Source organism: Candidatus Centipeda massiliensis (genome assembly GCF_900290285.1).
Classification (GTDB): domain Bacteria; phylum Bacillota; class Negativicutes; order Selenomonadales; family Selenomonadaceae; genus Centipeda; species Centipeda massiliensis.
Map to the genome: position 1 here is coordinate 698,733 of NZ_LT985754.1, position 23,509 is coordinate 722,241.

General features: G+C 56.3%; 21 protein-coding genes and 1 pseudogene. 20 read left to right on the forward strand and 2 right to left on the reverse strand.

Annotated features, from left to right (window positions below):
• The first annotated feature begins 5 nt into the window (after window positions 1-5).
• From C8273_RS03350 to C8273_RS03420, 15 genes are all read left to right on the forward strand, one after another.
• Window positions 6-1,628 (forward strand): glycosyltransferase, encoded by a 1,623-nt coding sequence (locus C8273_RS03350; protein ID WP_106626396.1) that lies wholly within the window; start codon window positions 6-8, stop codon window positions 1,626-1,628.
• 14 nt (window positions 1,629-1,642) lie between these two features.
• On the forward strand, window positions 1,643-2,650 hold the full coding sequence (locus C8273_RS03355; protein WP_106626397.1) for a methyltransferase domain-containing protein: 1,008 nt from the start codon (window positions 1,643-1,645) through the stop codon (window positions 2,648-2,650).
• 19 nt (window positions 2,651-2,669) lie between these two features.
• Complete coding sequence (locus tag C8273_RS03360; protein ID WP_106626398.1) at window positions 2,670-3,773, forward strand: DegT/DnrJ/EryC1/StrS family aminotransferase; 1,104 nt, start codon at window positions 2,670-2,672, stop codon at window positions 3,771-3,773.
• Window positions 3,774-3,901: 128 nt separating this feature from the next.
• Window positions 3,902-6,565, forward strand: coding sequence for a valine--tRNA ligase (locus tag C8273_RS03365; RefSeq protein WP_106626399.1), 2,664 nt, complete (start codon window positions 3,902-3,904; stop codon window positions 6,563-6,565).
• A gap of 9 nt (window positions 6,566-6,574) precedes the next feature.
• Window positions 6,575-7,876, forward strand: a complete 1,302-nt coding sequence (locus tag C8273_RS03370) for a bifunctional folylpolyglutamate synthase/dihydrofolate synthase (protein WP_106626400.1) — start codon at window positions 6,575-6,577, stop codon at window positions 7,874-7,876.
• 4 nt (window positions 7,877-7,880) lie between these two features.
• Window positions 7,881-9,224 (forward strand): O-antigen ligase family protein, encoded by a 1,344-nt coding sequence (locus C8273_RS03375; RefSeq protein ID WP_106626401.1) that lies wholly within the window; start codon window positions 7,881-7,883, stop codon window positions 9,222-9,224.
• Between the two features lie 2 nt (window positions 9,225-9,226).
• Window positions 9,227-9,907: a redox-sensing transcriptional repressor Rex gene (locus tag C8273_RS03380; RefSeq protein ID WP_106626402.1), complete on the forward strand. Its 681-nt coding sequence runs from the start codon at window positions 9,227-9,229 to the stop codon at window positions 9,905-9,907.
• Between the two features lie 382 nt (window positions 9,908-10,289).
• Window positions 10,290-11,786, forward strand: a complete 1,497-nt coding sequence (locus C8273_RS03390; RefSeq protein WP_106626404.1) for an acetyl-CoA hydrolase/transferase family protein — start codon at window positions 10,290-10,292, stop codon at window positions 11,784-11,786.
• 124 nt (window positions 11,787-11,910) lie between these two features.
• Window positions 11,911-13,557 carry an acyl-CoA mutase large subunit family protein gene (locus tag C8273_RS03395; RefSeq protein ID WP_106626405.1) on the forward strand — a complete coding sequence of 549 codons (1,647 nt, stop codon included), beginning with the start codon at window positions 11,911-11,913 and terminating at the stop codon, window positions 13,555-13,557.
• Window positions 13,558-13,632: 75 nt separating this feature from the next.
• Window positions 13,633-14,025: a cobalamin B12-binding domain-containing protein gene (locus C8273_RS03400; RefSeq protein WP_106626406.1), complete on the forward strand. Its 393-nt coding sequence runs from the start codon at window positions 13,633-13,635 to the stop codon at window positions 14,023-14,025.
• Window positions 14,026-14,156: 131 nt separating this feature from the next.
• The gene (gene meaB / locus C8273_RS03405; RefSeq protein ID WP_106626407.1) at window positions 14,157-15,095 is read left to right on the forward strand and encodes a methylmalonyl Co-A mutase-associated GTPase MeaB; all 939 of its coding nucleotides are present in this window, start codon (window positions 14,157-14,159) and stop codon (window positions 15,093-15,095) included.
• 41 nt (window positions 15,096-15,136) lie between these two features.
• Complete coding sequence (mce, locus tag C8273_RS03410) at window positions 15,137-15,553, forward strand: methylmalonyl-CoA epimerase (protein ID WP_106626408.1); 417 nt, start codon at window positions 15,137-15,139, stop codon at window positions 15,551-15,553.
• 82 nt (window positions 15,554-15,635) lie between these two features.
• Window positions 15,636-17,165 carry a methylmalonyl-CoA decarboxylase subunit alpha gene (gene mmdA, locus C8273_RS03415; protein ID WP_106626409.1) on the forward strand — a complete coding sequence of 510 codons (1,530 nt, stop codon included), beginning with the start codon at window positions 15,636-15,638 and terminating at the stop codon, window positions 17,163-17,165.
• A gap of 13 nt (window positions 17,166-17,178) precedes the next feature.
• Window positions 17,179-17,316: a hypothetical protein gene (locus C8273_RS12715; protein WP_199820992.1), complete on the forward strand. Its 138-nt coding sequence runs from the start codon at window positions 17,179-17,181 to the stop codon at window positions 17,314-17,316.
• A gap of 61 nt (window positions 17,317-17,377) precedes the next feature.
• Window positions 17,378-17,773 carry a biotin/lipoyl-containing protein gene (locus C8273_RS03420; protein ID WP_106626410.1) on the forward strand — a complete coding sequence of 132 codons (396 nt, stop codon included), beginning with the start codon at window positions 17,378-17,380 and terminating at the stop codon, window positions 17,771-17,773.
• A gap of 115 nt (window positions 17,774-17,888) precedes the next feature.
• Here C8273_RS03420 and C8273_RS03425 read toward each other — a convergent pair whose 3' ends face one another.
• Window positions 17,889-18,335, reverse strand: coding sequence for a transposase (locus C8273_RS03425; protein ID WP_267895795.1), 447 nt, complete (start codon window positions 18,333-18,335; stop codon window positions 17,889-17,891).
• A gap of 62 nt (window positions 18,336-18,397) precedes the next feature.
• Between C8273_RS03425 and C8273_RS03430 the strand changes: the two genes are divergently transcribed.
• Entirely contained in the window at window positions 18,398-18,634 is a 237-nt protein-coding gene (locus C8273_RS03430; protein WP_106626412.1) for a transposase, read from the forward strand.
• Window positions 18,635-18,690: 56 nt separating this feature from the next.
• Here the strand turns inward: C8273_RS03430 and C8273_RS03435 are convergent.
• Window positions 18,691-19,374, reverse strand: a pseudogene (locus C8273_RS03435) (IS110 family RNA-guided transposase); the annotation flags it as partial.
• 267 nt (window positions 19,375-19,641) lie between these two features.
• Between C8273_RS03435 and C8273_RS03440 the strand changes: the two are divergent.
• The 4 genes from C8273_RS03440 (at window position 19,642) to C8273_RS03455 (ending at window position 23,502) form a co-directional block, all read left to right on the forward strand.
• Window positions 19,642-20,742 (forward strand): LptF/LptG family permease, encoded by a 1,101-nt coding sequence (locus tag C8273_RS03440; protein ID WP_106626413.1) that lies wholly within the window; start codon window positions 19,642-19,644, stop codon window positions 20,740-20,742.
• A 31-nt stretch (window positions 20,743-20,773) separates the two neighbouring features.
• Window positions 20,774-21,985, forward strand: coding sequence for a DUF3084 domain-containing protein (locus C8273_RS03445; RefSeq protein ID WP_106626414.1), 1,212 nt, complete (start codon window positions 20,774-20,776; stop codon window positions 21,983-21,985).
• Complete coding sequence (locus C8273_RS03450) at window positions 21,982-22,374, forward strand: RuvC family protein (RefSeq protein ID WP_106626415.1); 393 nt, start codon at window positions 21,982-21,984, stop codon at window positions 22,372-22,374. The genes C8273_RS03445 and C8273_RS03450 overlap by 4 nt, the downstream gene beginning before the upstream one ends.
• Window positions 22,375-22,452: 78 nt before the next feature.
• Window positions 22,453-23,502, forward strand: coding sequence for a glycosyltransferase family 4 protein (locus C8273_RS03455; protein WP_106626416.1), 1,050 nt, complete (start codon window positions 22,453-22,455; stop codon window positions 23,500-23,502).
• Window positions 23,503-23,509: the final 7 nt, after the last annotated feature.

Here is a 23,509-nt window from a genome sequence, read left to right on the forward strand (position 1 = left end):
CGGTTATGAATGACAGGAAAATTGCGGTCATCGCGCAGTGCGATCCGAGTGGCGTCTCTGCCATACGCCCGTATATTGATGCACTCGATATACCAAATGGCTATGAAGCGGAGTTGATCGAGGTGCGCTCCGATGGGAATGTTGCAGATACCTACCAGCGCGCCATGGAGCAAAGTGATGCGAAGTATAAAGTCTACCTTACGGCGGGGAGTATCCTGCTGCGGCTGAATTTCTTTGAGGAAATGCTGCGCGTATTTGAGGATCCCATGATCGGAGTTATGGGGCTTGTTGGCGCAAAGCAGCTATCGACGACGGGGCTGCTTGCAGAGTCGCCATCGATCTATGGAAAACTTTTATATACGGATGATACCAGCTTCCGTGGAGATGACATTGAGGGCGATGTGGAGGAGGTTATGGCGGTAAGCAGCGATCTGATCGCCACGCAGTATGATGTTCCATGGCGCAGTGACCTCTTCCATAGTGATTGTTTTTTTGCAGAAGCGCAGTGCATCGAATTCCGGCGCAAGGACTATCGTACAATTGTGCCCAAGCAGAAAGAGGCGTGGTTGCTTGCGGGCAAGAAGGAATTTCAGTATGATGAAGCGAGCCGCAATGTGTTTCTTGATACGTATTCAAAGGACATCTACCCGCTCGTCTCGATCATCATTCCAACCTTTGAACGACCGCATTACTTCCGTCTTGCCCTTGAAAGCGTGCTTGCGCAGACCTATCGCAATCTGGACATCTTTATCACGGACAACTCACATAACACGGAGACGGCGGACATAATGCGGCGGGATTTTGCAGACGCCCCGCGCATTCACTACGAACATCATCCCTCGTATGGAGCACCGGAGAATTGGACACGTGCCTGCAACTATGACAATAAGGATGCGGCTTACGTCAACTGGTTGATGGACGATGATCTCTTTATGCCGGATAAGATTGCGGTCATGATGGATGCCTTCTTTGCACATCCCGATCTCAGTCTTGTCACATCGTATCGGGAGTGTATCGACGCGGATGGAAATAAGCTGTCGGATCTGCAGGATACGTGTCCGATCACACACAAGGTCACGAGGTTTCTCGGTGAAACAATTGGAACGGAACTTCTCGTACAGCAGGTGAATTTTGTCGGAGAGCCAACCACGGTTCTGATCAAAAAGAAATTTATGCTGGATGGGCATGACCTAGGCTTTTCGGGGAAGGAAGGCAAATATCTTACATCGGACTTTCCAACGTGGCTTCGTCTGCTCAGTCAGGGTAATATGGTATACTTCCCCCGCCCGCTCAGCAAATTTCGGGTGCACGGAGGCAATGAGCAGCTGACTGTACAGAGCCGCATCCGTGGTATGATCAGCTGGGCACTGGCGATCCGGGATGCGATTGCAGGTCATCTGTTCCTCCGTGACGCAGATACGCGCCGTGCGGCGATTACGGCATGGTGCCATAGAGCAAGTACCTTTTTGAGACCGGCTGAGGCGGTGCCGGACATCTGGGAGGATGTGGAGTTTCAGGATCTTCTGACGGTCTTTTCTGGGATGTCAGAGGCTCTCCACAATGATTGCCGAATTGCCTTTGATATTGATACGACGGTCACGCTGCATATGGACGATGATGAACAATAGGAAGCAGACAGATTATGGAAATTTCATTGGAAAACGCCCTCCACATTGTTGCAAGTTCTCCTCTCTTTGACGAAGCGTGGTATCGCAAGACCTATCGGATCGATGCGGAGAAAAATGCAGCAGAACACTATCTGACGGAAGGATATACAAAGGGCTGGAATCCGTCTCCGTATTTCTCGACGGAACTGTATCTGATAGAAAACCCGGATATCCGCTGGGCTGGCATAAATCCTTTACTGCATTATGAAATATTCGGACACCGTGAAGGACGATACAAGGGGCATATACCCGAGGGTATTCTGCAGCGGTATCGCAAATGCGCTTGCTGTGGAAACTATGTTTCCGCGTACATGCCTTTGCCGTTATATTATTTTGAGGAGGCCAGCAAATATGGTGAAAAGGCATGGCGTTCCGAAATGGTAAATGAAACGGATTATTCTTGTCCGTGGTGTGGCAGTGCCGATCGAGAACGCGCTTATGCTGTTTGGATGAGGCGGGAGCTGACGGAAAATTTTTCCGGTGTGATCCTTGATATTGCGCCTGCGCCGGCATTATCTTGCTTTATTCGCGAGAATTTCCCCAAAGCTGATTACAAGACGGCGGATCTCTCTATGGAGCAGGTGGATTATCGCCTCGATATTATGGACATGAACTGCCTTGCGGACGAGAGTGTCGATTTCTTTATCTGTTCCCATGTCTTGGAGCATGTGCGTGATGATCGAAAAGCGATGCGTGAACTGCACCGCATCCTGAAAAAGACGGGATGCGGTATTCTCGTCGTACCGATGGATCTCAACCAGACAGAAATCGACGAGGATCCAGACTGCAAGGATATTGGTGAACGATGGCGGCGCTTCGGGCAGAATGATCATGTTCGAAAGTATAGCCGAGCGGGATACATTGCGCGGCTAGCGGAGGCGGGGTTTCAAGTGCTCCAATTCCAAAAGAAGTATTTTGGATCCCATGCGATGTATGAGAATGCGTTAACGGAAACTGTGACGGTTTACATCGTCGTCAAATAGAAATGAGTGGAGGCAGGGCATGAGCATCCTGGTGACGCGTTCGGCGATGCCGCCGATGGAGGAGTACATTGCGGAGATCCGTGATCTTTGGCAGTCGCGTTGGCTGACGAATATGGGGGACAAACATCAGGCGCTTGAGGCAGCGCTGCGGGATTTTTTCGGCGCACAGAATATCGAGCTCTTTACCAACGGGCATCTGGCACTCGAACTTTCGCTGCAGGCACTGGATCTTTCCGGCGAGGTCATCACGACACCGTTTACGTTTGCCTCGACGACGCACGCGATTGTACGCAACGGATTGGAGCCGGTATTCTGCGATATTGACCCGCAGGACTACACGATGGATGTAACGAAGCTTGAGCGACTAGTTACAGACCGCACGTCCGCGATCATGCCTGTTCATGTCTACGGAAATGTCTGTCGCGTGGAGGAAATCGAGCGCATCGCGCGGCGATATGGGCTGAAGGTAATCTACGATGCCGCACATTCCTTCGGCGTACGCTATCGCGGAAAAAGCACGGCGCTGTTCGGTGATGTTTCGTGCTTTAGTTTCCATGCGACGAAGGTGTTTCACACCATCGAGGGGGGCGCGGCGTGTTTCCACGACCGGGAGCTTGGGGAAAAGCTGTCGCGTCTGAAGAATTTCGGCATTCGCAATGCGGAATGCGTCGATGGCGTAGGGGCGAATGCGAAGATGAATGAGTTTTGTGCGGCAATGGGGCTGTGCAATCTGCGTCATGTCCATGACGATATCGCGCGGCGCAAGGCGGTCGCAGAGCGCTATCGTGAGCGACTGGAAGGCGTCTGCGGCGTACAGCTGAATCCCGTCCAAGAGAATGTTACGCCAAACTATGCCTATTTCCCCGTGGTCTTTCATGAGCAGGAGTTTGGGAGTACGCGCAATGAGGTGTTTGATGCGCTGCAGCGGGCGGATATCTACAGCAGGAAGTATTTCTATCCGCTCACGAATACATTTGCGTGTTTCCACGGCAAGTACGATGTCGAGCAGACGCCGGTCGCGCGTCATATTGCGAATCGCGTTCTGACCCTCCCAATCTATCCGGAGCTGGAGGAGGCGGAGGTGGATCGCATTTGCGACGTGATCCTTTCCTGTAATAGCTGACATATTGTTGCAAAATACATCGTTTTGTGCTAATCTTATCGTTGCATTCATACGATAATGGCATTGACGTTGTGCGGACGCCCTCGTCCCCTCGGGACGGGGGCGTTTCTTTCGGGAGGAATCGATCTATGAGTCAGGAAAACGGCGCGAACATTCCAAAGAACTATGACCCTCAGAGCTTTGAGCGGAAATGGTACGCGTACTGGGAGGAGCATAAGTTTTTCCACGATGAGGCGGACGAGGGGCGCGAGCCGTACAGCGTGGTGATCCCGCCGCCGAATGTGACGGGGCAGCTCCACATGGGGCACGCGCTCGACAATACGCTGCAGGATATCCTCGTGCGCTATCAGCGGATGCGCGGGAAAAATGTCGTCTGGATTCCGGGCTGCGATCATGCGGGCATTGCAACACAGGCAAAGGTGGAGGAGAGTCTGCGTGCGGAGGGGACGAACCGCTTTGAACTCGGGCGCGAGAAGTTCCTCGCACGCGTCTGGGACTGGAAGCAGCAGTATGGCGACCGCATCATGTACCAGCTGCGGATGCTCGGTGCGTCCTGCGATTGGGAGCGCGAGCGGTTCACGATGGACGAGGGCTGCTCGCGCGCGGTGCGCGAGGTGTTCGTGAGCCTCTATGAGCAGGGGCTGATCTATCAGGGGACGCGCATCACAAACTGGTGCCCGCACTGCACGACGGCGATCTCCGACATCGAGGTCGAGCATGAGACGGAGGAGGGGCATCTCTGGCATCTGCGCTACCGAATCGAGGGCACGGACGAGTACGTTGAGATTGCGACGACGCGCCCCGAGACGATGTTCGGCGATACGGGCGTGGCGGTGCATCCTGACGATGAGCGCTATAAAGATCTCGTGGGCAAGACGCTGATCCTGCCCGTGGTGGAGCGGCGCATTCCGCTCTTTGCAGATGCGTACGTCGATCCCGCATTCGGCACGGGCGCGGTCAAGGTGACGCCGGCGCACGATCCAAATGACTTCGAGATGGGGCAGCGCCACAATCTTGAACAGGTGGTCGTCATCAATGCGGACGGCACGATGGGCGAGGGTGCCGGAAAATACGCGGGGCTTGACCGCTACGAATGCCGCAGGCAGCTTGTGAAGGAACTTGAGGAGATTGGCGCGCTTGTCCGCACGGAGAAGCACGAGCACGCGGTCGGTCACTGCTCGCGCTGCAAGACGACGATTGAGCCGCTCGTATCGAAGCAGTGGTTTGTCCGCATGGAGGATCTGGCGAAGCCCGCAATCGCAGCGGTGAAGGACGGGCGCATCCGCTTCGTGCCCGAGCGCTTTACGAAAATCTACGAAAACTGGCTCGAAAATATTCGCGACTGGTGCATCTCGCGCCAGCTCTGGTGGGGACACCGCATTCCCGCGTGGCACTGTGAGGACTGCGGCGAGACCTCTGTTTCGCGTGAGGATATTACGGCGTGTATGCACTGCGGCAGCACGCACATCCATCAGGATGAGGATGTGCTCGATACGTGGTTCAGCTCCGCACTCTGGCCGTTTGAAACGCTCGGCTGGCCGGAGGAGACGAAAGACCTGCGCCATTTCTATCCGACGGCGACGCTTGTCACGGGCTACGACATCATCTTCTTCTGGGTGGCGCGCATGGTCATGATGGGGCTGCGCTTCGGCGGCGATGTGCCGTTCCGCGATGTGTTCATCCATGGGCTTGTGCGCGACAGCGAGGGGCGTAAGATGTCCAAGTCGCTCGGCAACGGCATCGACCCTGTGGAGGTCATCGAGAAGTACGGCGCGGATACGCTGCGCTTCATGCTCATCACGGGCAATACGCCGGGCAACGATATGCGCTTCTACTGGGAGCGTGTGGAAGCGGCGCGCAACTTTGCAAATAAAATTTGGAATGCGTCGCGCTATATGCTGATGAATCTTGAGGGCGCAGACGATGCGTTTGTGCCTGAGGAGAGCGACTATACGCTTGCCGACCGCTGGATCCTCTCGCGTGCAGCAGAGACGGCGCGCGCTGTGACGGCGAATCTTGAGAACTACGAGCTCGGCGAGGCGGGACGCGCGATCTACGAGTTCCTGTGGAGCGAGTTCTGCGACTGGTACATCGAGCTGACGAAGGCGCGCCTCTATGACAAGGAGAACCCGCGCGCGAAGAATACGGCACTCTACGTTCTGCGTACGGTTCTGGAGCGTACGATGCGCCTTCTGCACCCCTTTATGCCGTTCCTTACGGAGGAGATCTGGCAGAAGCTGCCGCATACGGGCGCGAGCATTATGCGTGCCCCATGGGTTGATGTGGCAGAGTCCGACATTGATACAGAGGCAGAGGCGGCGATGACCGCGATCATGGAGGTCATCAAGGTGACGCGCAATCTGCGCGCGGAGCTTGGCACGCCGCCGGGCAGGAAGAGCACACTCATCCTGCGTGTACGTGACGAGGCGCTTGCCCGGACGTTCGCGGCGCACGAGGGCTATTTCCACGCGCTCGCCTCGGCGTCCGAGGTGACGTTCCTCGCGGCGGATGCACCCGATCCCGAGAATGTGGTGACGGGGGCGCTCGCGGGTGCGGCGGTCTATCTGCCTCTGGCAGGGCTGATTGACGTGGAGAAGGAGCGGATGCGTCTGACGAAGGAGCGGGATAACATCGAAAAGGAGATGACGCGCCTTTCGGGCAAACTCTCGAACGAGGGATTTACATCGAAGGCGCCTGCTGCTGTCGTTGCGGCGGAACGCGCGAAACTGGCGGGGTATGAGGAGAAGCGTTCCCTCATTCTCACGCGTCTTGCCGATCTTGCAAAGCTCTGAGGTGATCCCATGAACTATGCGGAGTCACTGATTTATCTGGATGAGCTGAATACGTTTGGCATCCGTTTAGGTCTTGCACGCATGGAGGAACTGTGTGCGAGGCTCGGAAACCCTGAGCGCAGCTATCAGACCGTTCACATCGCTGGGACGAACGGCAAAGGTTCTGTTACGCAGATGTTGGATGCGGTCTGCCGCGCGGCAGGAATCCGGTCGGGACGCTATCTCTCACCGCATCTCATCTCCTATACGGAGCGCATGAGTGTGGGCGGGCATGATATCTCAGAGGAGGCATTTGCCGCGCTCCTCACGCGCGTGCGCACGGCGGCAGATGCGATGGTGACGGCGGGACACGAGCACCCGACGCAGTTCGAGGCACTGACGGCGCTCGCCTTCCTCTACTTTGCAGAGGAGCAGGTCGACGTTGCCGTGATTGAGACAGGGCTTGGGGGGCTTCTCGACTCGACGAATGTCATTGAGCCGATGCTGACGATCATTACGAATGTGGCGATGGATCACGCCGACCGCTGCGGCGGGACGCTCGTAGGGATCGCGGAGCACAAGGCGGGCATCATCAAGGAGGGCGTGCCCGTCATTACGGCGGCGACGGGAGAGCCGCTGGCGATCATTGAGCAGCGTGCCGAGGAGCTGGGCGCGGATGTCTTCGTCTGGGGCGAGGATTTCTCTGCTGAGATGCAGCGCTGCTCTGCGGGCGGACAGCAGGTCGCGTTCCACTCCCTCGTCTGCCGTGAGAGCGAGCCATATCCGCTTGCGCTTGCGGGGGGCTATCAGGCGGAGAATGCGGCGCTCGTCATTATGGCGGCAAAGCTTCTTGAGCGCGAGGATACGCGCTTTACGGAGGCGGCACTGCGTGCAGGGCTGCGCAGTGTACGTCACCCGGCGCGCTTTGAAATCCTCGCGCACACGGATGGGAATATTGTCATCGACGGCGCACACAATCCTGCGGGGATGCAGGCGCTGCGCGCGGGGCTTGACTGCTATTTCCCCGATGCACCGCGCGTCTTTCTGCTTGGCATCTTAAAGGACAAGGACATTGACGCCATGCTCGCGGCTCTCCTGCGCCCCGGTGATCAGGTTGTCACCGTGCGCCCAAACTCAGAGCGTGCGGCGGGCGCAGACGTTGTTGCGGCAGTCGCCGCGGGAATGGGCGCCGATACCGTCGCGTGCGCTGATCGACAGGCGGGGCTTGCCGAGGCGCAGCGTCGTGCGCGTGCGTGCGGCGCTGTGCTCGTCGTTGCAGGATCCCTTTACCTCGTGGGTGGTATCCGTGCTCTTCTTACGGCGGGGAGGTGACGGTATGAGAGAGGATATCCAGAAGCGGCGCCGCATTCTGCGCCGGCGCCGCTGGGGCGGGCGTCTGGGGCGCTGCATGATGTATGCCGTCATAGCCGAGGCGTTTCTCATCCCACTCCTGCCGCTTGCGGCGCACGTGGCACTTGGTATCGGCTGTGCTGCGCTTCTCCTGCGTTTGTGGATTGATCGGAATTTCCATCTGTGTCGGATGCCCTATGATGCGCCGGCACTGCTCTTCCTTGTCATCGGTTTTCTGTCGGTGTTTATTGCGCCGGATATTTCATTCAGTCTCTATAATTTTTCCCATCTTGTGCCAATCTACTTCTCGACCTATCTGCTTGTCGGTCAGACGGTGCGCACGCCGCGTGAGCTGCAGCGCGTTGTGAGCGCTATGGCGCTGTCGGCAGGGATTGTCATACTCTACGGCTTCTACCAGTTCATCTTCGGCATCGATATCGCGGCGATGAAATGGGTGGACGGCGAGGCGTTTCCAGAACTCTCGAAGCGTGTCTTCTCGACGTGGGAGAATCCGAACATCCTCGCGGGCTATCTCGATATTGTCGTCTCGATTGCGGTGGGACTCCTGACGGTACTGCAGCGCGGCTGGCGCATTCTCGCCCTTGTTTTGATCGTGGCGGCGCTTGCGTGTCTGGGCATGACGTACGCGCGTGGTGCGTGCCTTGTCATTGCTGTCGTGCTTGCGGGCTACGGTGCGCTGCGTGATTGGCGGGTGCTCCTCGGGATTGCCGTCATAGGGGCGGGGGCGCTGCTCCTCGATCCCGTACTGGCTGATCGTCTGCTCTCCGTCTTTACGCGCGTGGATACCTCCTCGGAGATGCGGCTGGCGTTCTGGGAGAGTACGATCGCGATGATTCTGGATCATCCCTTTCTCGGCATTGGCTGGGGAATGTACTTCATGGTCTATCCGGAGTATGACTTCTATCTGCAGGGAGCATCCGTGCAGATCGTCCACGCGCACAATATGTATCTGAACTATGCTGCCGAGATCGGTATTCCGGGGGCACTCTCGTTCTTCTGGTTCTTCTTTGGGACGCTCATCCTTGCCTTTCGTCTGCCAAAACGTGTGCCCTCATGGGAGGCGGTGCTTGCTGCCCGCGAACACGAGTGGAAGACGGTTGTCGATGTGCGTACGGCGCTCTCTCGTTGGCGCAGGCACCGCTTCGTCGAAGGGCTTTCGCTCGGTCTTGGACTCGCGTTCATCTCCGTCGCACTCAACGGCATCACGGATCATCTGCTCTTTAATATACCGTCCTCCATGCTGCTCTGGCTGCTCGCTGCCATGACGGCGGCAGTGCATACAATCGCGGGAGAGATGAAGGAAGGCTGACTATGCAGGAACATCTATCGATATCGAAGGCAACCGTTGACCGTTTGCCGCGTTACTATCGCTGTCTGCGCCAGCTGACGGATGAGGGCGTGGAGATCGCCTCCTCGGAGGAACTCGGCCGCCGCCTTGCCATCAACCCCGAACAGATTCGGAAGGATTTGGCGTTCTTCGGGCAATTCGGCAAGAAGGGCGTCGGCTACTACGTGGCGGAACTCAAGGAGAGCATCGGCGGTATTTTGGGACTCGATCACCATTGGAATGTGGCGATTGTCGGCATGGGGCATCTCGGTGCGGCGCTTGCAAACTATCAAGGAATTGCGCGTCTTGGCTTTCACCTCGCAGCAATCTTTGACGTGAATCCGGTCGTTATCGGCACGCGTGTCGGCGAGCGACGCGTGGAGGACATCGCCTATCTCGCGGAGATTATCGCTGAGCGCGATATACAGATCGGCGTCATCGCCGTGCCGGCGATACATGCACAGGGCGTTGCCGATAAGCTTGTGGGCGCGGGCATCCGTGGAATCTGGAACTTTGCACCTGTGAATCTCCACGTTCCGCCGCACATCCCCTTTGTCAGCGAGGATCTGTCCGTTGGACTCAGTTCGCTTTCGTATTATCTGACGCATACAACGGGAGAAGGAGACAATCTGTCAGAAAGGTTTAAGGAATCGCTGATAAAATGAAGTCTGCCAGATTTGCGTAGATTTTTGTCCGAATAAGGAGAGAGTCCGACGCGCAAGGGCTATGTGGAGGAGCGCGGACAAAGTGCGGGCAAAAAAGATATACCAAGATGGCGGTGCTGAATGTATCCGTACTTTCTTAGCGAATTGCGGTGTGTTTGTCCTTTTTATCACAAATAACAGAAAATGCCGTCAATGTAATCTTGACGGCATTTTTTTTTCGTGATATCCTAAGGAAAGATATAATTGACTTATGCAGCTACAATAACTTACAGTTATTCAGAACATTCCTACCATGAATACCTCGTACGATGAAATAAGATTTTCTGAATATCTGCAAGTTGTTTCTGTGTGAGTCGGAGGAGTATCAGAGGGAGGTTTTTCTATGATCGATATTTCTGATCGTATACCCAAGTCCTTGGCAGACAAGGTCGTCAGTGCGGAGACGGCGGCAGAGTACTTTGCTGACGGCATGACCATCGGTGCCAGCGGATTTACGCCGTCGGGGTATCCGAAGGCTGTTCCGCTTGCCATTGCCGAGCGCATGAAGAAGAATCCATTCAAAGTAAATATCTGGACAGGTGCCTCGACGGGGCCTGAACTTGACGGGGCACTTGCGGAAGCGAGCGGCATCAAGCAGCGCCTCCCTTATCAGACGAATACGCCGCTGCGCAATGCGATCAACTCCGGGCTCGTGAACTACATCGATATGCACCTCTCCGAGGTGGCGCAGCAGTCGCGTGAGGGCTTCCTCGGAAAAATTGATGTTGCCCTTGTGGAGGCGGTCGCCATCACGGAGGAAGGCATTATCCCGTCGACCTCGGTTGGCAACACGCCATCCTTTATCCAGAGTGCGGACGTAGTCATCGTCGAGGTGAACACGAGCCAGCCGATGGAACTCGTCGGTATGCACGACATCTACATCCCTCTCGATCCGCCGAACCGTCTGCCGATTCCCATTACGAAGGCGGGTGACCGCATCGGTACGACGTTCATCCCGTGCCCCCTCGACAAGATCAAGTACATCGTTCCCTGCGACATCACGGACAAGACGCGCGCACTCGCGCCGGTCGACGACATCGCACGCAAGATGGGGCAGTTCACGGTCGATCTTCTCAAGAAGGAGATTGCCGAGGGGCGTATGCCGAAGGGGCTCCTGCCGCTGCAGTCGGGCGTCGGCAACGTGGCAAATGCGGTCATCGCGGGCTTTGTCAGCTCCGACTTTACAGATCTTGAGGTCTATACCGAGGTTATTCAGGACGGTATGTTCGATCTCGCGGATGCGGGCAAGCTGAAGTTCGCGTCGGGCACGGCGTTTTCACCCTCTCCGGAAGGTCTCCAGCGCTTCTACAAGGACATCGACAAGTACAAGAAGATCATGATGCTCCGCCCGCAGGAGATCTCGAACAACCCTGAGGTCGTGCGCCGTCTTGGTGTCATTGCGATGAACACGGCGATCGAGGTCGATATCTACGGCAACGTCAACTCCACGCACGTCACGGGCACGAAGATGATGAACGGCATCGGCGGCAGCGGTGACTTCGCACGCAACGCCTACCTCACGATCTTCTACACGCAGTCCGAGGCAAAGGGCGGTAAGATCTCGTCCATCGTTCCGTTCTGCTCGCACATCGACCACGGTGCGCACGATGTCGACATCGTCATCACGGAGCAGGGCATCGCGGATCTGCGTGGCAAGTGCCCGCGCGAGCGCGCACTCGAGATCATCAACAACTGTGCGCATCCGGACTTCCGTCCGCTTCTGCTCGACTACTACGAGCGTGCACTTGCAGCGACCAAGGGCGCACAGACGCCACACCTGCTCGACGAGGCGCTTTCCTTCCATCAGCGCTTCCTCGCGACGGGGTCGATGCAGAAGTAATCCTACAGAAAAGGGGCACAAAGCCCTTTAAGGTTCCCCATAACCCAACAAAGAGAACTGTAAAGGAATCTCGGACAAAGCGAAAGCTGCGTCGGTGGTTCCGGAAGAAAAGGAGAATATATTCATGAGCAATGAAAAGATCCAGGCGGAGCTTGACAAGTACAATGCCGCCGTAGAAAAAGCAACGGCGAAGTTCCCGGCGCGTCCCCACATCCCCGAGCAGGGACTCTACACCCCGCTTGACATCAAGGAAACGGACTACGCAGAGGACATCAGCTTCCCCGGCGTCTATCCCTATACCCGCGGCGTTCAGCCGACGATGTACCGCGGACGCTTCTGGACGATGCGTATGTATGCAGGATTCTCCACGGCGGAGGAGTCCAACAAGCGTTACCGTTACCTCATCGAGAGCGGCGCAACGGGACTTTCGTGCGCGTTTGACCTCCCGACGCAGATTGGCTACGACTCCACGGATGCCATTGCAGAGGGCGAGGTCGGCAAGGTCGGTGTTGCGATCGACTCCCTCGCAGACATGGAGATCCTTTTCGATCAGATCGATCTCGGCAAGGTCTCCACGTCCATGACGATCAACGCTCCTGCATCCGTCCTCCTTGCGATGTACATCGCTGTGGCGGAGAAGCAGGGCGTGTCGGCAGACAAGCTCAAGGGCACGATCCAGAACGACATTCTGAAGGAGTATGCGGCACGCGGCACGTACATCTTCCCGCCGCGCCCGTCCATGCGCCTTATCACAAACATTTTTGAGTATTGCTCCAAGAACGTCCCGAACTGGAACACCATCTCCATCTCGGGCTACCACATCCGCGAGGCCGGCTCCACGGCATCGCAGGAAATTGCATTCACCATTGCGGACGGCATTGCCTACGTCGAGGCAGCCATCAAGGCAGGCCTCAGCGTCGACGCTTTTGCAGGACGCCTCTCCTTCTTCTGGAACGCACACAACAACGTGCTTGAGGAGGTCGCAAAGTTCCGCGCGTCTCGCCGCATCTGGGCAAAGGTCATGAAGGAACGCTTCAAGGCAGAAAAGCCGAAGTCCATGATGCTCCGCGTCCACACGCAGACGGCAGGCTCCATGCTCACTGCACAGCAGCCGAACAACAACATCGTCCGCGTTGCACTCCAGACGGCAGCTGCCGTCATGGGCGGCACGCAGTCGCTCCACACGAACTCCCGGGACGAGGCGCTCGCGCTTCCGACGGAGGACTCGGTCATGGTCGCACTCCGCACGCAGCAGATCGTTGCGTACGAGAGCGGTCTTGCCGATGTCATTGACCCGCTCGCAGGCTCCTACTACGTCGAGGCGATGACGAACCGCATCGAAAAAGAGGCTTGGGAGTACATCAAGAAGATCGACGATCTCGGCGGCGCGGTTGCGGCGATCGAGAAGGGCTACATCCAGAAGGAAATTCAGGATAGTGCCTACAAGTGGCAGATGGACGTCGAGTCCGGTGCCCGCGTCATCGTCGGTGTCAATAAGTTCCAGGTGGAGGAAGAGGCGCCGAAGAACCTGCTCCGCGTCGACGCATCCGTCGGCGAGAAGCAGAAGGCGAAGGTCGAGGCGATGAAGGCGAAGCGTGATAACGCTGCCGTGCAGGCGGCTCTTGCGGACCTCAAGGCGGCGTGCAGCGACGAGAACGAGAACCTCATGCCGCACATCCTTGCAGCGGTCAAGACGTATGCGACGCTCGGCGAAATCTGCGGCGTCATGCGCGAGGTCTTCGGCGAGTACGAAGCACACGTCAATCTGTAAACAACGGTTGTTTGGTGAATGCAGTGGGGGTACGCTGCTCATGAAGCGGCGTACCCGTTCAGGAGGAATATAAAAATGGCAGAGAAAATCAGAGTGCTCGTTGCAAAGCCGGGCCTGGATGGTCATGACCGCGGTGCGAAGGTTGTCGCCCGTGCCCTGCGCGATGCAGGATTCGAGGTTGTCTATACCGGTCTTCGTCAGACCCCTGAGGAGATCGCTGAGGCGGCTCTGCAGGAGGACGTAAACGTCGTTGCGATGAGTATTCTCTCGGGCGCGCATCCGCATCTCTTCCCGAAGGTCGTGAACCTGCTCCGTGAAAAGGGCATGAACGACGTGCTCGTCATCGGCGGCGGCGTCATTCCCGAGGGCGACATCCCCGCACTCAAGGAGGCAGGCGTTGCCGCAGTCTTTACCCCCGGCACACCGACCGGCGAAGTGGTCGACTTCATCAAGAAGCATGTGGCGTAACAACGTCAACTGAAAGGATGGATGACAGGCAGAAAAAGACTTTCGTCTGTCATCCATTCCTTTGGGAAGCACTGATCATGTCAGCGATTCCCATGTTTCCTATGGAGTGACTGCACGAAGGAGGTGGGCGCATGGATATTGCAGCCGAAGTGCTCAAGGGAAACCGCCTCGCACTTTCGCGCGCCATCACGGCGATCGAGAACGAACGCGCGTCGGCGACCGACATCATGAAGGCGCTCTATCCGCATACAGGACATGCCTACGTGCTGGGCATTACCGGCCCTCCGGGGGCGGGCAAAAGCACCATGACGGACAAGATCGCGAAGGAGTACAGGAGGCGTGGGAAAACCGTCGGCATCATCGCTGTCGACCCCACAAGCCCTTTTTCCGGCGGCGCCATTTTGGGTGACCGCATCCGCATGAACGACCTGACGCTCGATGAGGGCGTTTTCATCCGCAGCATGGGAACGCGCGGCAGTCTCGGCGGTCTCTCGCACAAGACAGCTGACGCGGTGAAAGTCATGGATGCGTTCGGCAAGGACATCATCTTTGTCGAGACCGTCGGTGTCGGGCAGTCCGAGGTGGATATTGTGCGGGCGGCGGACACCACAATGGTTGTACTGATCCCGGGCATGGGCGACGACATCCAGGCAATCAAGGCGGGTATTCTTGAAATTGGCGATGTGTTCGCCATCAACAAGTCCGATCTTGACGGCGCGGATAAGCTCGTCCGCGAGATCAACATGATGCTGGATCTGGACGATCATCAGACCACCTGGCGGCCGCCGATCCGCAAGGTCGTTGCAAATCGCGGCGACGGGATCGCGGAGTTGGTTGATACCATCGAGGAACACCGCGCTCATATTGAGACGAACGGTGTTCTTGCCGAGCGGCGTACACGCCGCACACGCGATGAGATGCTGGACATCCTGCATGCAGGCGTCCGGCGGAGCATCGAACACCGCATTGTTGATACGGGCAGACTCGACGACTATGTGGCGAAAATCAAGGCGCATGAGACCGACCCCTACACCGTGGTGGGCGATGTCATGACCGAAATGTTATCTTAAACAGCGGAAATTGGCAGCAATTTCCCAAGGAGGAAGCACCTATGTTCAAAGTTCTGGCAGTAGATCACATCGGCATTGCCGTGAAGGATCTCGAAGAGGGGAAGAATTTCTGGTCGGACGTGATCGGCATCCCCTGCACGGCTGAGGAGACGGTTGCTGAGCAGAAGGTTACGACGACCTTCCACCCGACCCCGAACAAGAGCGAGATCGAGCTGCTGGTCGGCACGGCGGACGACAGCCCGATCACGAAATACATCGAGAAGAAGGGCGAGGGCATCCAGCACATTGCCCTGCGCGTTGACAACATTGAGAACGCGATTGCCGACCTCATGGCAAAGGGGGTCCGGATGATCGACGAGAAGCCGCGCATCGGCGCGGGCGGCGCAAAGATTGCATTCCTGCATCCGAAGTCGACGAAGGGCGTTCTCCTCGAGATCTGCGAGCATGAGGATCGCTGAGGTCAGCCACCGTAAATGACGCATATTCCCCGCAGAGTGCTTCATTCCGGTGCTTTGCGGGAAGATATACAGGAGGGATATGATGTCCACAGTCCAGGAAAAAATCGAGCTGATGCTTGAAAAAAAAGAGCATCTCATGCAGGGCGGTGGTGCCAAGAGCATCGAGAAACAGCACAGCAAGGGAAAGCTCACCGCGCGTGAGCGCTTGCTTCTGCTCTTCGATGAGGACAGCTTTGTCGAGCTGGATATGTTTGTCCGCCATCGCTGCACCAACTTCGGGCAGGACAAGAAGGAACTGCCGGGCGAGGGTGTCGTGACAGGCTACGGCACGGTGAACGGCCGCCTCGTCTACGCATTCGCACAGGACTTCACGGTCGAGGGCGGCTCGCTCGGCGAAAAGCACGCACACAAGATCTGGAAGGTCATGGATCTCGCCATGAAGATGGGCGCACCCTGCATCGGCATCAACGATTCAGGCGGCGCGCGCATTCAGGAAGCGGTCGACGCACTCTCGGGCTACGGCGGCATCTTCTACCGCAACACGAAGGCATCGGGCGTGATCCCGCAGATCTCCGTTATCATGGGACCCTGCGCGGGCGGCGCGGTCTATAGCCCCGCTCTTACGGACTTCATCTTCATGGTGAAGAATACGAGCCAGATGTTCATCACGGGACCTGCCGTTATCAAATCCGTCACGGCGGAGGAGGTCACGGCGGAGGCACTTGGCGGGGCAATGACCCACAACAGCCGCTCCGGTGTTGCACATTTTGCGGCAGAGAACGATCAGGACTGCATTGACCAGATTCGCTATCTGCTCTCCTTCCTCCCGAGCAACAACATGGAGGAGACCCCGCGCGTCGAGACGGGTGATGACCCGAATCGTCAGGACGAGAGCCTCAATACGCTCATCCCCGACAATCCGAATGCACCGTACGACATGAAGGACGTTATCCGTGCGCTCGTCGACAACGGCGAGTTCTACGAAGTACACCAGCATTTCGCGACGAACATTATATGCTGCTTCGCACGCTTTGACGGCCGCACGGTCGGCATCATTGCGAACGAGCCGAACGTCATGGCGGGCTGCCTTGATGTCGATGCGTCCAACAAGTCGGCGCGCTTCATCCGCTTCTGCGATGCGTTCAACATTCCGCTCGTCAACCTCGTCGACGTACCGGGCTTCCTGCCGGGGGTCGATCAGGAGTACAGCGGCATCATCCGCCACGGCGCGAAGATGCTCTATGCCTACAGCGAGGCGACGGTGCCAAAGGTCACGGTCATCACGCGCAAGGCGTACGGTGGTTCCTACATTGCAATGTGCAACCGCGAGCTTGGTGCGGATCAGGTTATGGCGTGGCCGACCTCCGAGATCGCCGTCATGGGACCTGCGGGCGCGGCAAATATCATCTTCCGCAAGGATCCGGACAAGGATGCACGCACGGCGGAGTACATCGAGGAGTTTGCGACCCCGTACAAGGCGGCAGAGCGCGGCTACATCGACATGGTCATCACGCCGAGCGAGACGCGTCCCTACATCATCACCGCGCTCAACGCGCTCGCAAGCAAGCGTGAGGACAATCCTGCGAAGAAGCACGGGAACATTCCGCTCTAAGGAGAAGTACGATATGGCTACAAAATCTGTGGCGCCGGAGATCGTCGCCGCCATCACAGCTGCCGTACAGTCGGCAATGGGAAGCAAGGTCGTCGCTGTGCGCATCAAGCCCGCAGAGGTCTGGACACTTGCCAACCGCAGCAATCTTTGAGGTCATCCTGCACCCGCAGGAATCCTATTCTTAAGGACTATAAATGTTGGAGGAATAACACATGAAGAAGTTCAACATCACCGTCAACGGCACTGCTTACGAAGTTGAGGTCGAGGAGGTACGCGCAGCCGGCGCTGCCGCTCCCGCACCGCGCGCTGCTGCTCCTGCACCGGCTCCGGCTGCTGCGCCGGCACCGGCTGCTCCCGCAGCATCTGCGGCACCGGCAAAGGCGGCGGGCGCAGGCGAGCAGTCCGTGGACGCTCCGATGCCGGGCAAGATCATCGAGGTCAAGGTCTCGGTCGGTCAGGCAGTCAAGGCGGGTGACACGCTCCTCATCCTCGAGGCAATGAAGATGCAGAACGAAATTGCTGCTCCTGCCAATGGCACGGTCAAGGCGATCAACGTTTCCGCCGGACAGTCCGTCAAGGTGCGCGACGCACTCGTCATCCTCGGCTAATCGTACGAATCAGATACATTTGGGAGCCCCGTGCGGGGCTCCTTTTTGTTATGAAAAGTTTATACAAGAATAAAAAAGCGCAAAAGTCCCCCATAGCTATCTTGAATGAAAAAAATTATGCAATAGCAACATCCTCTGCGGCATGAGGAAGCCAACCAAGTTTTGTTAATTGTTTGAGATGGTGAGTAATCTTCTTATCGCGGTTGAACTGCGTGTAAAAATCTTCTCCTAGATCAATAAAGGTCTTGCCACTCTTTAGAATATGATAAATCGCAATGAGCATACTATGTGCAACAGCGACTGTAGCTCTGTTGGCACCTCTGCGTACAACCAACCGTTGGTATTGTGCACGAAAATAAGACTTGCAGCGTGATGCTGCCTTAGCACACTGCACGAGCGTCGTTCGAAGTGTTTGGTTTCCCTTTACAACACGGCACCTTCGCCTTTTTTGGGCGCTTTCGTTATTTCCGGGGGCAAGCCCCGCCCAACTAGAGAAATGCTTGTCTGTGGCAAAACGACTCATATCAAGGCCCGTCTCAATGATGATTGATGTTGTATAAATAAAGTTGACAACTTCTTCGCAAGGATTTTAGATAAGGTCAAAGAGGAGAAGGAGAGGTCAAAATGGCAGCAAACAGGCAATACGATGACGAATTTAAGGTGCAGGCAATCAAGCTGGCGCAGGAAATCGGTCAAGCGAAAGCCGCCAAAGAGCTAGGAATTTCCAAGAATACGATGTATACATGGACACGCGCACAACGTCTTGGATATTTGGATCTTGGGTGTGGCACGCAAACACCGCAGAGTGCCCTGAGCTTGCACGAGGAGCTCGTGCAGCTTCGCGCCCAGCTCAAGGCNTGACTCATATCATCGATATGATCCACAACTCTTCGAATGAGCTCCTTTTGCAACGGTGTGAGGAATCCGTTCATGGCTTTTAGGATCGCATCCACTTTCCTGACAAGTTTACCGTGAATCATCCCCTCAACACATTCTCGAGTCAATGGTTCATCGCTTTCAAGCATGGATTGGAGTAATTTACGAGCGCTACGTCCATTGATATTGGAGACGACATTGGACAACTTTACGTTACCCCCCTCGAGCATTTTCTGCAATCGGTTGAGTTCACGTGCTCGTTCCCGTACAAGACTGATACGGTATCTAGAGAGTTCTCTGAGCTCACGTTGCTCACGATTCGGGATATAGCTCGCCTTGATTAGTCCATGCCTGAGTAGATCAGCGATCCATTCAGCATCGCCAATGTCGGTTTTTCGTCCTGGCACATTTTTGATGTCACGAGCGTTCGCAACGATAGCGTCGAGCCCAGATAGTTCAAAAATGTTGTAAAGCGGCTTCCAATAGGAACCGGTACTTTCCATAGCGATGATCTGACATTTGCGCTGCTGCAGCCACTTGGTTAGTTCACGAATCTCGTCATTGTTGCTGTCGAAGGTCCTGATTTCCTGTTTATTGCCGCATTTCAAGCAGCAAACCAGAACCCTCTTGTGTACATCAATCCCACAACAACGTTCGTACAATACTTCCATGATTGACACCTCCATGCTAGATTTGTACGACGTGGCCTCTCTATAACAACTCATTTTGTTATACGTCCTTTCGAGCGGCTGCTCTGGACAAAGTGTGGTACAAATAAGAGGCCAGACCAGTTTGTATCACGGGCTCTAGGCTCAAAAAAGAACCGGTCTTATACCGTCTATTCAATTATAGCATACGGATTGCCGCTATGAATCTAAACTTTTCATTTATGATGGTGCCCTTAGGCATGTAAGTTTGTATCCTTGTCAAGGGCTGGTGAAAATGATAAAATAGACAATGGTATCCATGATAAGCAATCAGAGGAGAGTTCCATGCGACTGAAGATCCGAATCCTCGACAAATACATCCTGCGGGAGGTTTTTCTATCCTTCCTCTTTGCGATCTGCGCGTTCTCGGCAGTATTTATCGGCTCGGGAACGCTCTTTCGCATTGCACAGTACATCACGGACTATGGGGCGTCGCTGCCGTCGATCATCAAGATCTTCGTATTCAGTCTGCCCGGTGTGGTCATGTGGACGTTTCCAATGTCCATGCTGCTTGCGAGTCTGCTGACCTTCGGACGACTCTCCTCCGCGAGTGAGATCACGGCGATGAAGTCCTGCGGCATCGGCTTTGGACGGATTGCGGCTCCTGCGATTCTCCTCGGCTTCGTCGTGAGCATAGGCGCAGTTCTTTTCAATGAATATGTTGTACCGCGTGCGAATACGGCGTACCGCAATGTCATCTACTACGAGATCGAGGGCAACTCCGGCATGAAGTCGCAGGAGCATCTGATCATCAAGGAGATCGATGACGGGAAAATCCAGCGCCTTGTGTATGCGCGTTCCTACGATGCAGAGCAGCAGCGTCTGACGGGCATCAGTCTGCAGCTCTTTGGCTCCGACGGCAAGGTGACCCACGTTGAGAACGCGGAGTATGCAGAGTGGACGGGTACGGAGTGGATCATGCACAAGGGGGATCTCTACGAGATCGCGGACGAGCATATCGAGCGCCGCATGCGCTTTGAGACGCAGGTGCTGCCCATACAGAAGGATCCACGGCAGATCATTCGCGAGCAAAAGAAACCGGAAGAGATGACGATGCGCGAGCTGCGCGACCAGATTGCGCTGATGCAGACGCAGTATGTCAATACGACGAAGCTTGAGACGGAGCTGTATCAGCGCGTTTCCATCCCAATGGCAAGCCTGATCTTTACACTGATCGGTGTACCGCTCGGGCTGCAGCCGACGCGGAACTCCTCCTCGGCGGGGTTTGCGATGAGTGTCATCATCATCTTTCTTTACTATGCACTCATGACGATGGGCAACGCATTTGCGCGCGGCGAGGTGCTGCCCGCACTGCCCGCAGTATGGCTGCCGAACATTGTCGGTGTAATCGCGGGTGTGATTCTTATGCGCCGCGCATCTCAATAGAATCTTGCAGGATAGAAAGGGGTGACGCTCCATGTATGGTATTACGCTCATCCTTGTCCTTGCGGTCGTTGGCGGCGTCATCGCCTTTATCGGTGACCGTCTCGGCACACGCATCGGCAAGAAGAAACTCTCGATCTTTGGTCTGCGTCCGCGCCATACCGCTGTGGTCGTGACAATTTTTACGGGGATCTGCATCACCACGGTGACGTTCGGCATCATGGCAGCGGCGTCCGAGAATGTGCGCACCGCACTTTTCGGGATGGAGCGGCTGAATGAGCTGATGGAAGAAACGCAGAACGCGCTTGATTTCACCGCGGGGGAGCTTGACCGTGCGAAGCGTGAACAGGAAAAGGCTGGCGGAGAGTTGAAGAAGTCGGAGGAGGAGATCGCGCGGCTTGAGGGTGAGCAGAACGATCTGCGCGTCGAGTCCGACCGCCTCTCTGCGGGCAATCGTGCGCTCATGATGGAAAAGGAGGGGCTGATCTCTCTCAATGGGCAGCTCTCTCATGAAAACGAAGGACTTCTCTCTCTCAATGGACAGCTCTCCCATGAAAATGAAGGACTTCTCTCGGATATTCAAGCGCTGGGCATTCGTGCGAATGTATTGCGTGAAAACGTCCTCAATCTGCGTGAGGGAAATATCATCTATCAGGCGGGTGAGATCATTGCGAGCGGAACGATCCCGACCGGGCTGAGTCATGACGAGATCGAACGCGGTCTTGCGGGGCTGGCACAGCTTGGCACGCGCAATATTTCGGCGCGTCTCGGGGAAAATCACACGGATCAGGATATATGGATCTACGGTCCCGAGTATGACGCTGCGGTGCGTGCGATTGAAGCAAGCTCCGTGGATATGATCGTGCGCATCGTTGCAGCGGGTAATCTCGTGCGCGGCGATGAGATCCGCGCCTCCATCGAACTCTATCCAAACCGCGTGATCTACCATAACGGGGAACTGATTATTGCGCGTGTTTACAGCCCCGCCGGGCAGAGTAATGCGGCGGAGCAGGCGGTCATGACGTTCCTGCGCGAGGTCAATGCGGCGGCGTCGGCGAAGGGGATTCTCCCCGACCCGATTCGCGGCACGGTCGGCGTGATCGAGGGGGCACAGTTCTACGGCCTTGTGCAGGAACTCGCAGCGCATACGGAGGCGGTCGTCATCTCCGCCTATGCGGATGGAGACACGGATGCGCTTGGCCCCTTACGGCTGACCTTCAAAGTGGAAAGCGAGAGTGGAACGTGAGCCGTCCTGTTCTTGCGATTGATCCGGGACGCGATAAATGCGGTGTTGCCGTTCTCTCCCCTGCGGGGGCACTCCTCTTTCGGCAAGTTGTGCCGACGGCGCAGCTCGAAAATGTGGTCAGTACGCTGGTGGAAAAGCATGCGCCGACCATTATCATGGGAAACGGAACGACGAGTGCGGCAGCAAAGAAACGTGTAGAGACGTTGGGGGGGGCTGTGACCCTTGTCGATGAGTACCGAACGACAGATGCTGCGAAGGCAGCCTACTGGGAAGCATATCCGCCGCGTGGCTGGCGGCGGCTTGTGCCGCGCGGGCTGCTCGTGCCGCCCGTACCCGTGGACGATTTTGCTGCGGTGATCCTTGCGCAGAGATTCCTGCAAATTGTTTGATTGACAGCAACCATGTCCTGCGGTAAGATGAATAGAAGTATGATTTCGGATACTTCTTGATAAGGAGAGCAATAATTCATGCCCGATAATGTCTTAGCATTTATGATCGCGCTTGGTGTAGCACTTATCCTGACACCTGCGGTCATTGCCTTTGCGCGCCGTACGGGCGCACTTGACAAGCCCGATGCACGCAAGGTGCATGCTCGCCCTATTCCGCGCATCGGCGGCATCGGGATCTACGCCGCATTTATGGTATCCATTTTGGTGCAGCTCATCTTTGTGGATCTTACCCCCGAATTTATGACGAGCCTCATCGGGCTGATGGTGGGCGGTACGATCATTGTCACCATCGGCATCATCGACGACTACTGCGACCTGCCGGCAAAGGTGAAGCTGCTCGGGCAGATCATTGCCGCAACCGTGCTCGTCATTGGCTTTGACGTGCGGATTGATTTTATCACCGATCCGCTCGGTGACTTTATCTATCTCGAACTGTTCGCGATTCCCGCGACGATCTTCTGGATTGTGGGATTGACGAATACGGTCAACCTCATCGACGGGCTCGACGGGCTTGCGGCAGGGGTTTCCTCGATTGCTGCCGTTACGATATTCCTCGTGGCGATGGAGGAGGGGATTCCCTTTGTGGCGATGGTGACGGCAGCGCTCGCAGGCGCGGCGGTCGGCTTCCTCTACTACAACTTTAATCCGGCACGCATCTTCATGGGCGATACGGGCAGTATGTTCCTCGGCTTCATGCTTGCGGGTATCTCCGTGGTCGGCGCGGTCAAGAGTGCCGCGACGATTGCCCTCATCGTACCGATTCTTGCGCTCGGGCTGCCGATTCTCGACACGACCTTTGCGATTGTGCGCCGTGCGCGCAACCATCGCCCGATCTTCAAGCCGGATAAAGGGCATCTCCACCATCGACTGCTTGCACACGGCTTTACACAGAAACAGGCGGTGCTGCTCATGTACGTTGTGAGTGCGCTCTTTGGACTCTGCGCGCTTGCGCTGACGGCGGTCAGCACGCAGGCGGCGATCCTCATCGTTCTGATTGTCGCGGCGGCAGTCTTTATCGGTGCACGCAAGCTGGGCATCCTCCAGCTGGATGCACCGCAGCAGAAATAACCGTGGA

What these genes read in the sequence shown, in the direction of transcription:
- C8273_RS03350 (WP_106626396.1), top strand. Translation starts at nt 6, where the DNA reads ATGAATGACAGGAAAATTGCGGTCATCGCGCAGTGCGATCCGAGTGGC.
- C8273_RS03355 (WP_106626397.1), top strand. Translation starts at nt 1,643, where the DNA reads ATGGAAATTTCATTGGAAAACGCCCTCCACATTGTTGCAAGTTCTCCT.
- C8273_RS03360 (WP_106626398.1), top strand. Translation starts at nt 2,670, where the DNA reads ATGAGCATCCTGGTGACGCGTTCGGCGATGCCGCCGATGGAGGAGTAC.
- C8273_RS03365 (WP_106626399.1), top strand. Translation starts at nt 3,902, where the DNA reads ATGAGTCAGGAAAACGGCGCGAACATTCCAAAGAACTATGACCCTCAG.
- C8273_RS03370 (WP_106626400.1), top strand. Translation starts at nt 6,575, where the DNA reads ATGAACTATGCGGAGTCACTGATTTATCTGGATGAGCTGAATACGTTT.
- C8273_RS03375 (WP_106626401.1), top strand. Translation starts at nt 7,881, where the DNA reads ATGAGAGAGGATATCCAGAAGCGGCGCCGCATTCTGCGCCGGCGCCGC.
- C8273_RS03380 (WP_106626402.1), top strand. Translation starts at nt 9,227, where the DNA reads ATGCAGGAACATCTATCGATATCGAAGGCAACCGTTGACCGTTTGCCG.
- C8273_RS03390 (WP_106626404.1), top strand. Translation starts at nt 10,290, where the DNA reads ATGATCGATATTTCTGATCGTATACCCAAGTCCTTGGCAGACAAGGTC.
- C8273_RS03395 (WP_106626405.1), top strand. Translation starts at nt 11,911, where the DNA reads ATGAGCAATGAAAAGATCCAGGCGGAGCTTGACAAGTACAATGCCGCC.
- C8273_RS03400 (WP_106626406.1), top strand. Translation starts at nt 13,633, where the DNA reads ATGGCAGAGAAAATCAGAGTGCTCGTTGCAAAGCCGGGCCTGGATGGT.
- meaB (WP_106626407.1), top strand. Translation starts at nt 14,157, where the DNA reads ATGGATATTGCAGCCGAAGTGCTCAAGGGAAACCGCCTCGCACTTTCG.
- mce (WP_106626408.1), top strand. Translation starts at nt 15,137, where the DNA reads ATGTTCAAAGTTCTGGCAGTAGATCACATCGGCATTGCCGTGAAGGAT.
- mmdA (WP_106626409.1), top strand. Translation starts at nt 15,636, where the DNA reads ATGTCCACAGTCCAGGAAAAAATCGAGCTGATGCTTGAAAAAAAAGAG.
- C8273_RS12715 (WP_199820992.1), top strand. Translation starts at nt 17,179, where the DNA reads ATGGCTACAAAATCTGTGGCGCCGGAGATCGTCGCCGCCATCACAGCT.
- C8273_RS03420 (WP_106626410.1), top strand. Translation starts at nt 17,378, where the DNA reads ATGAAGAAGTTCAACATCACCGTCAACGGCACTGCTTACGAAGTTGAG.
- C8273_RS03440 (WP_106626413.1), top strand. Translation starts at nt 19,642, where the DNA reads ATGCGACTGAAGATCCGAATCCTCGACAAATACATCCTGCGGGAGGTT.
- C8273_RS03445 (WP_106626414.1), top strand. Translation starts at nt 20,774, where the DNA reads ATGTATGGTATTACGCTCATCCTTGTCCTTGCGGTCGTTGGCGGCGTC.
- C8273_RS03455 (WP_106626416.1), top strand. Translation starts at nt 22,453, where the DNA reads ATGCCCGATAATGTCTTAGCATTTATGATCGCGCTTGGTGTAGCACTT.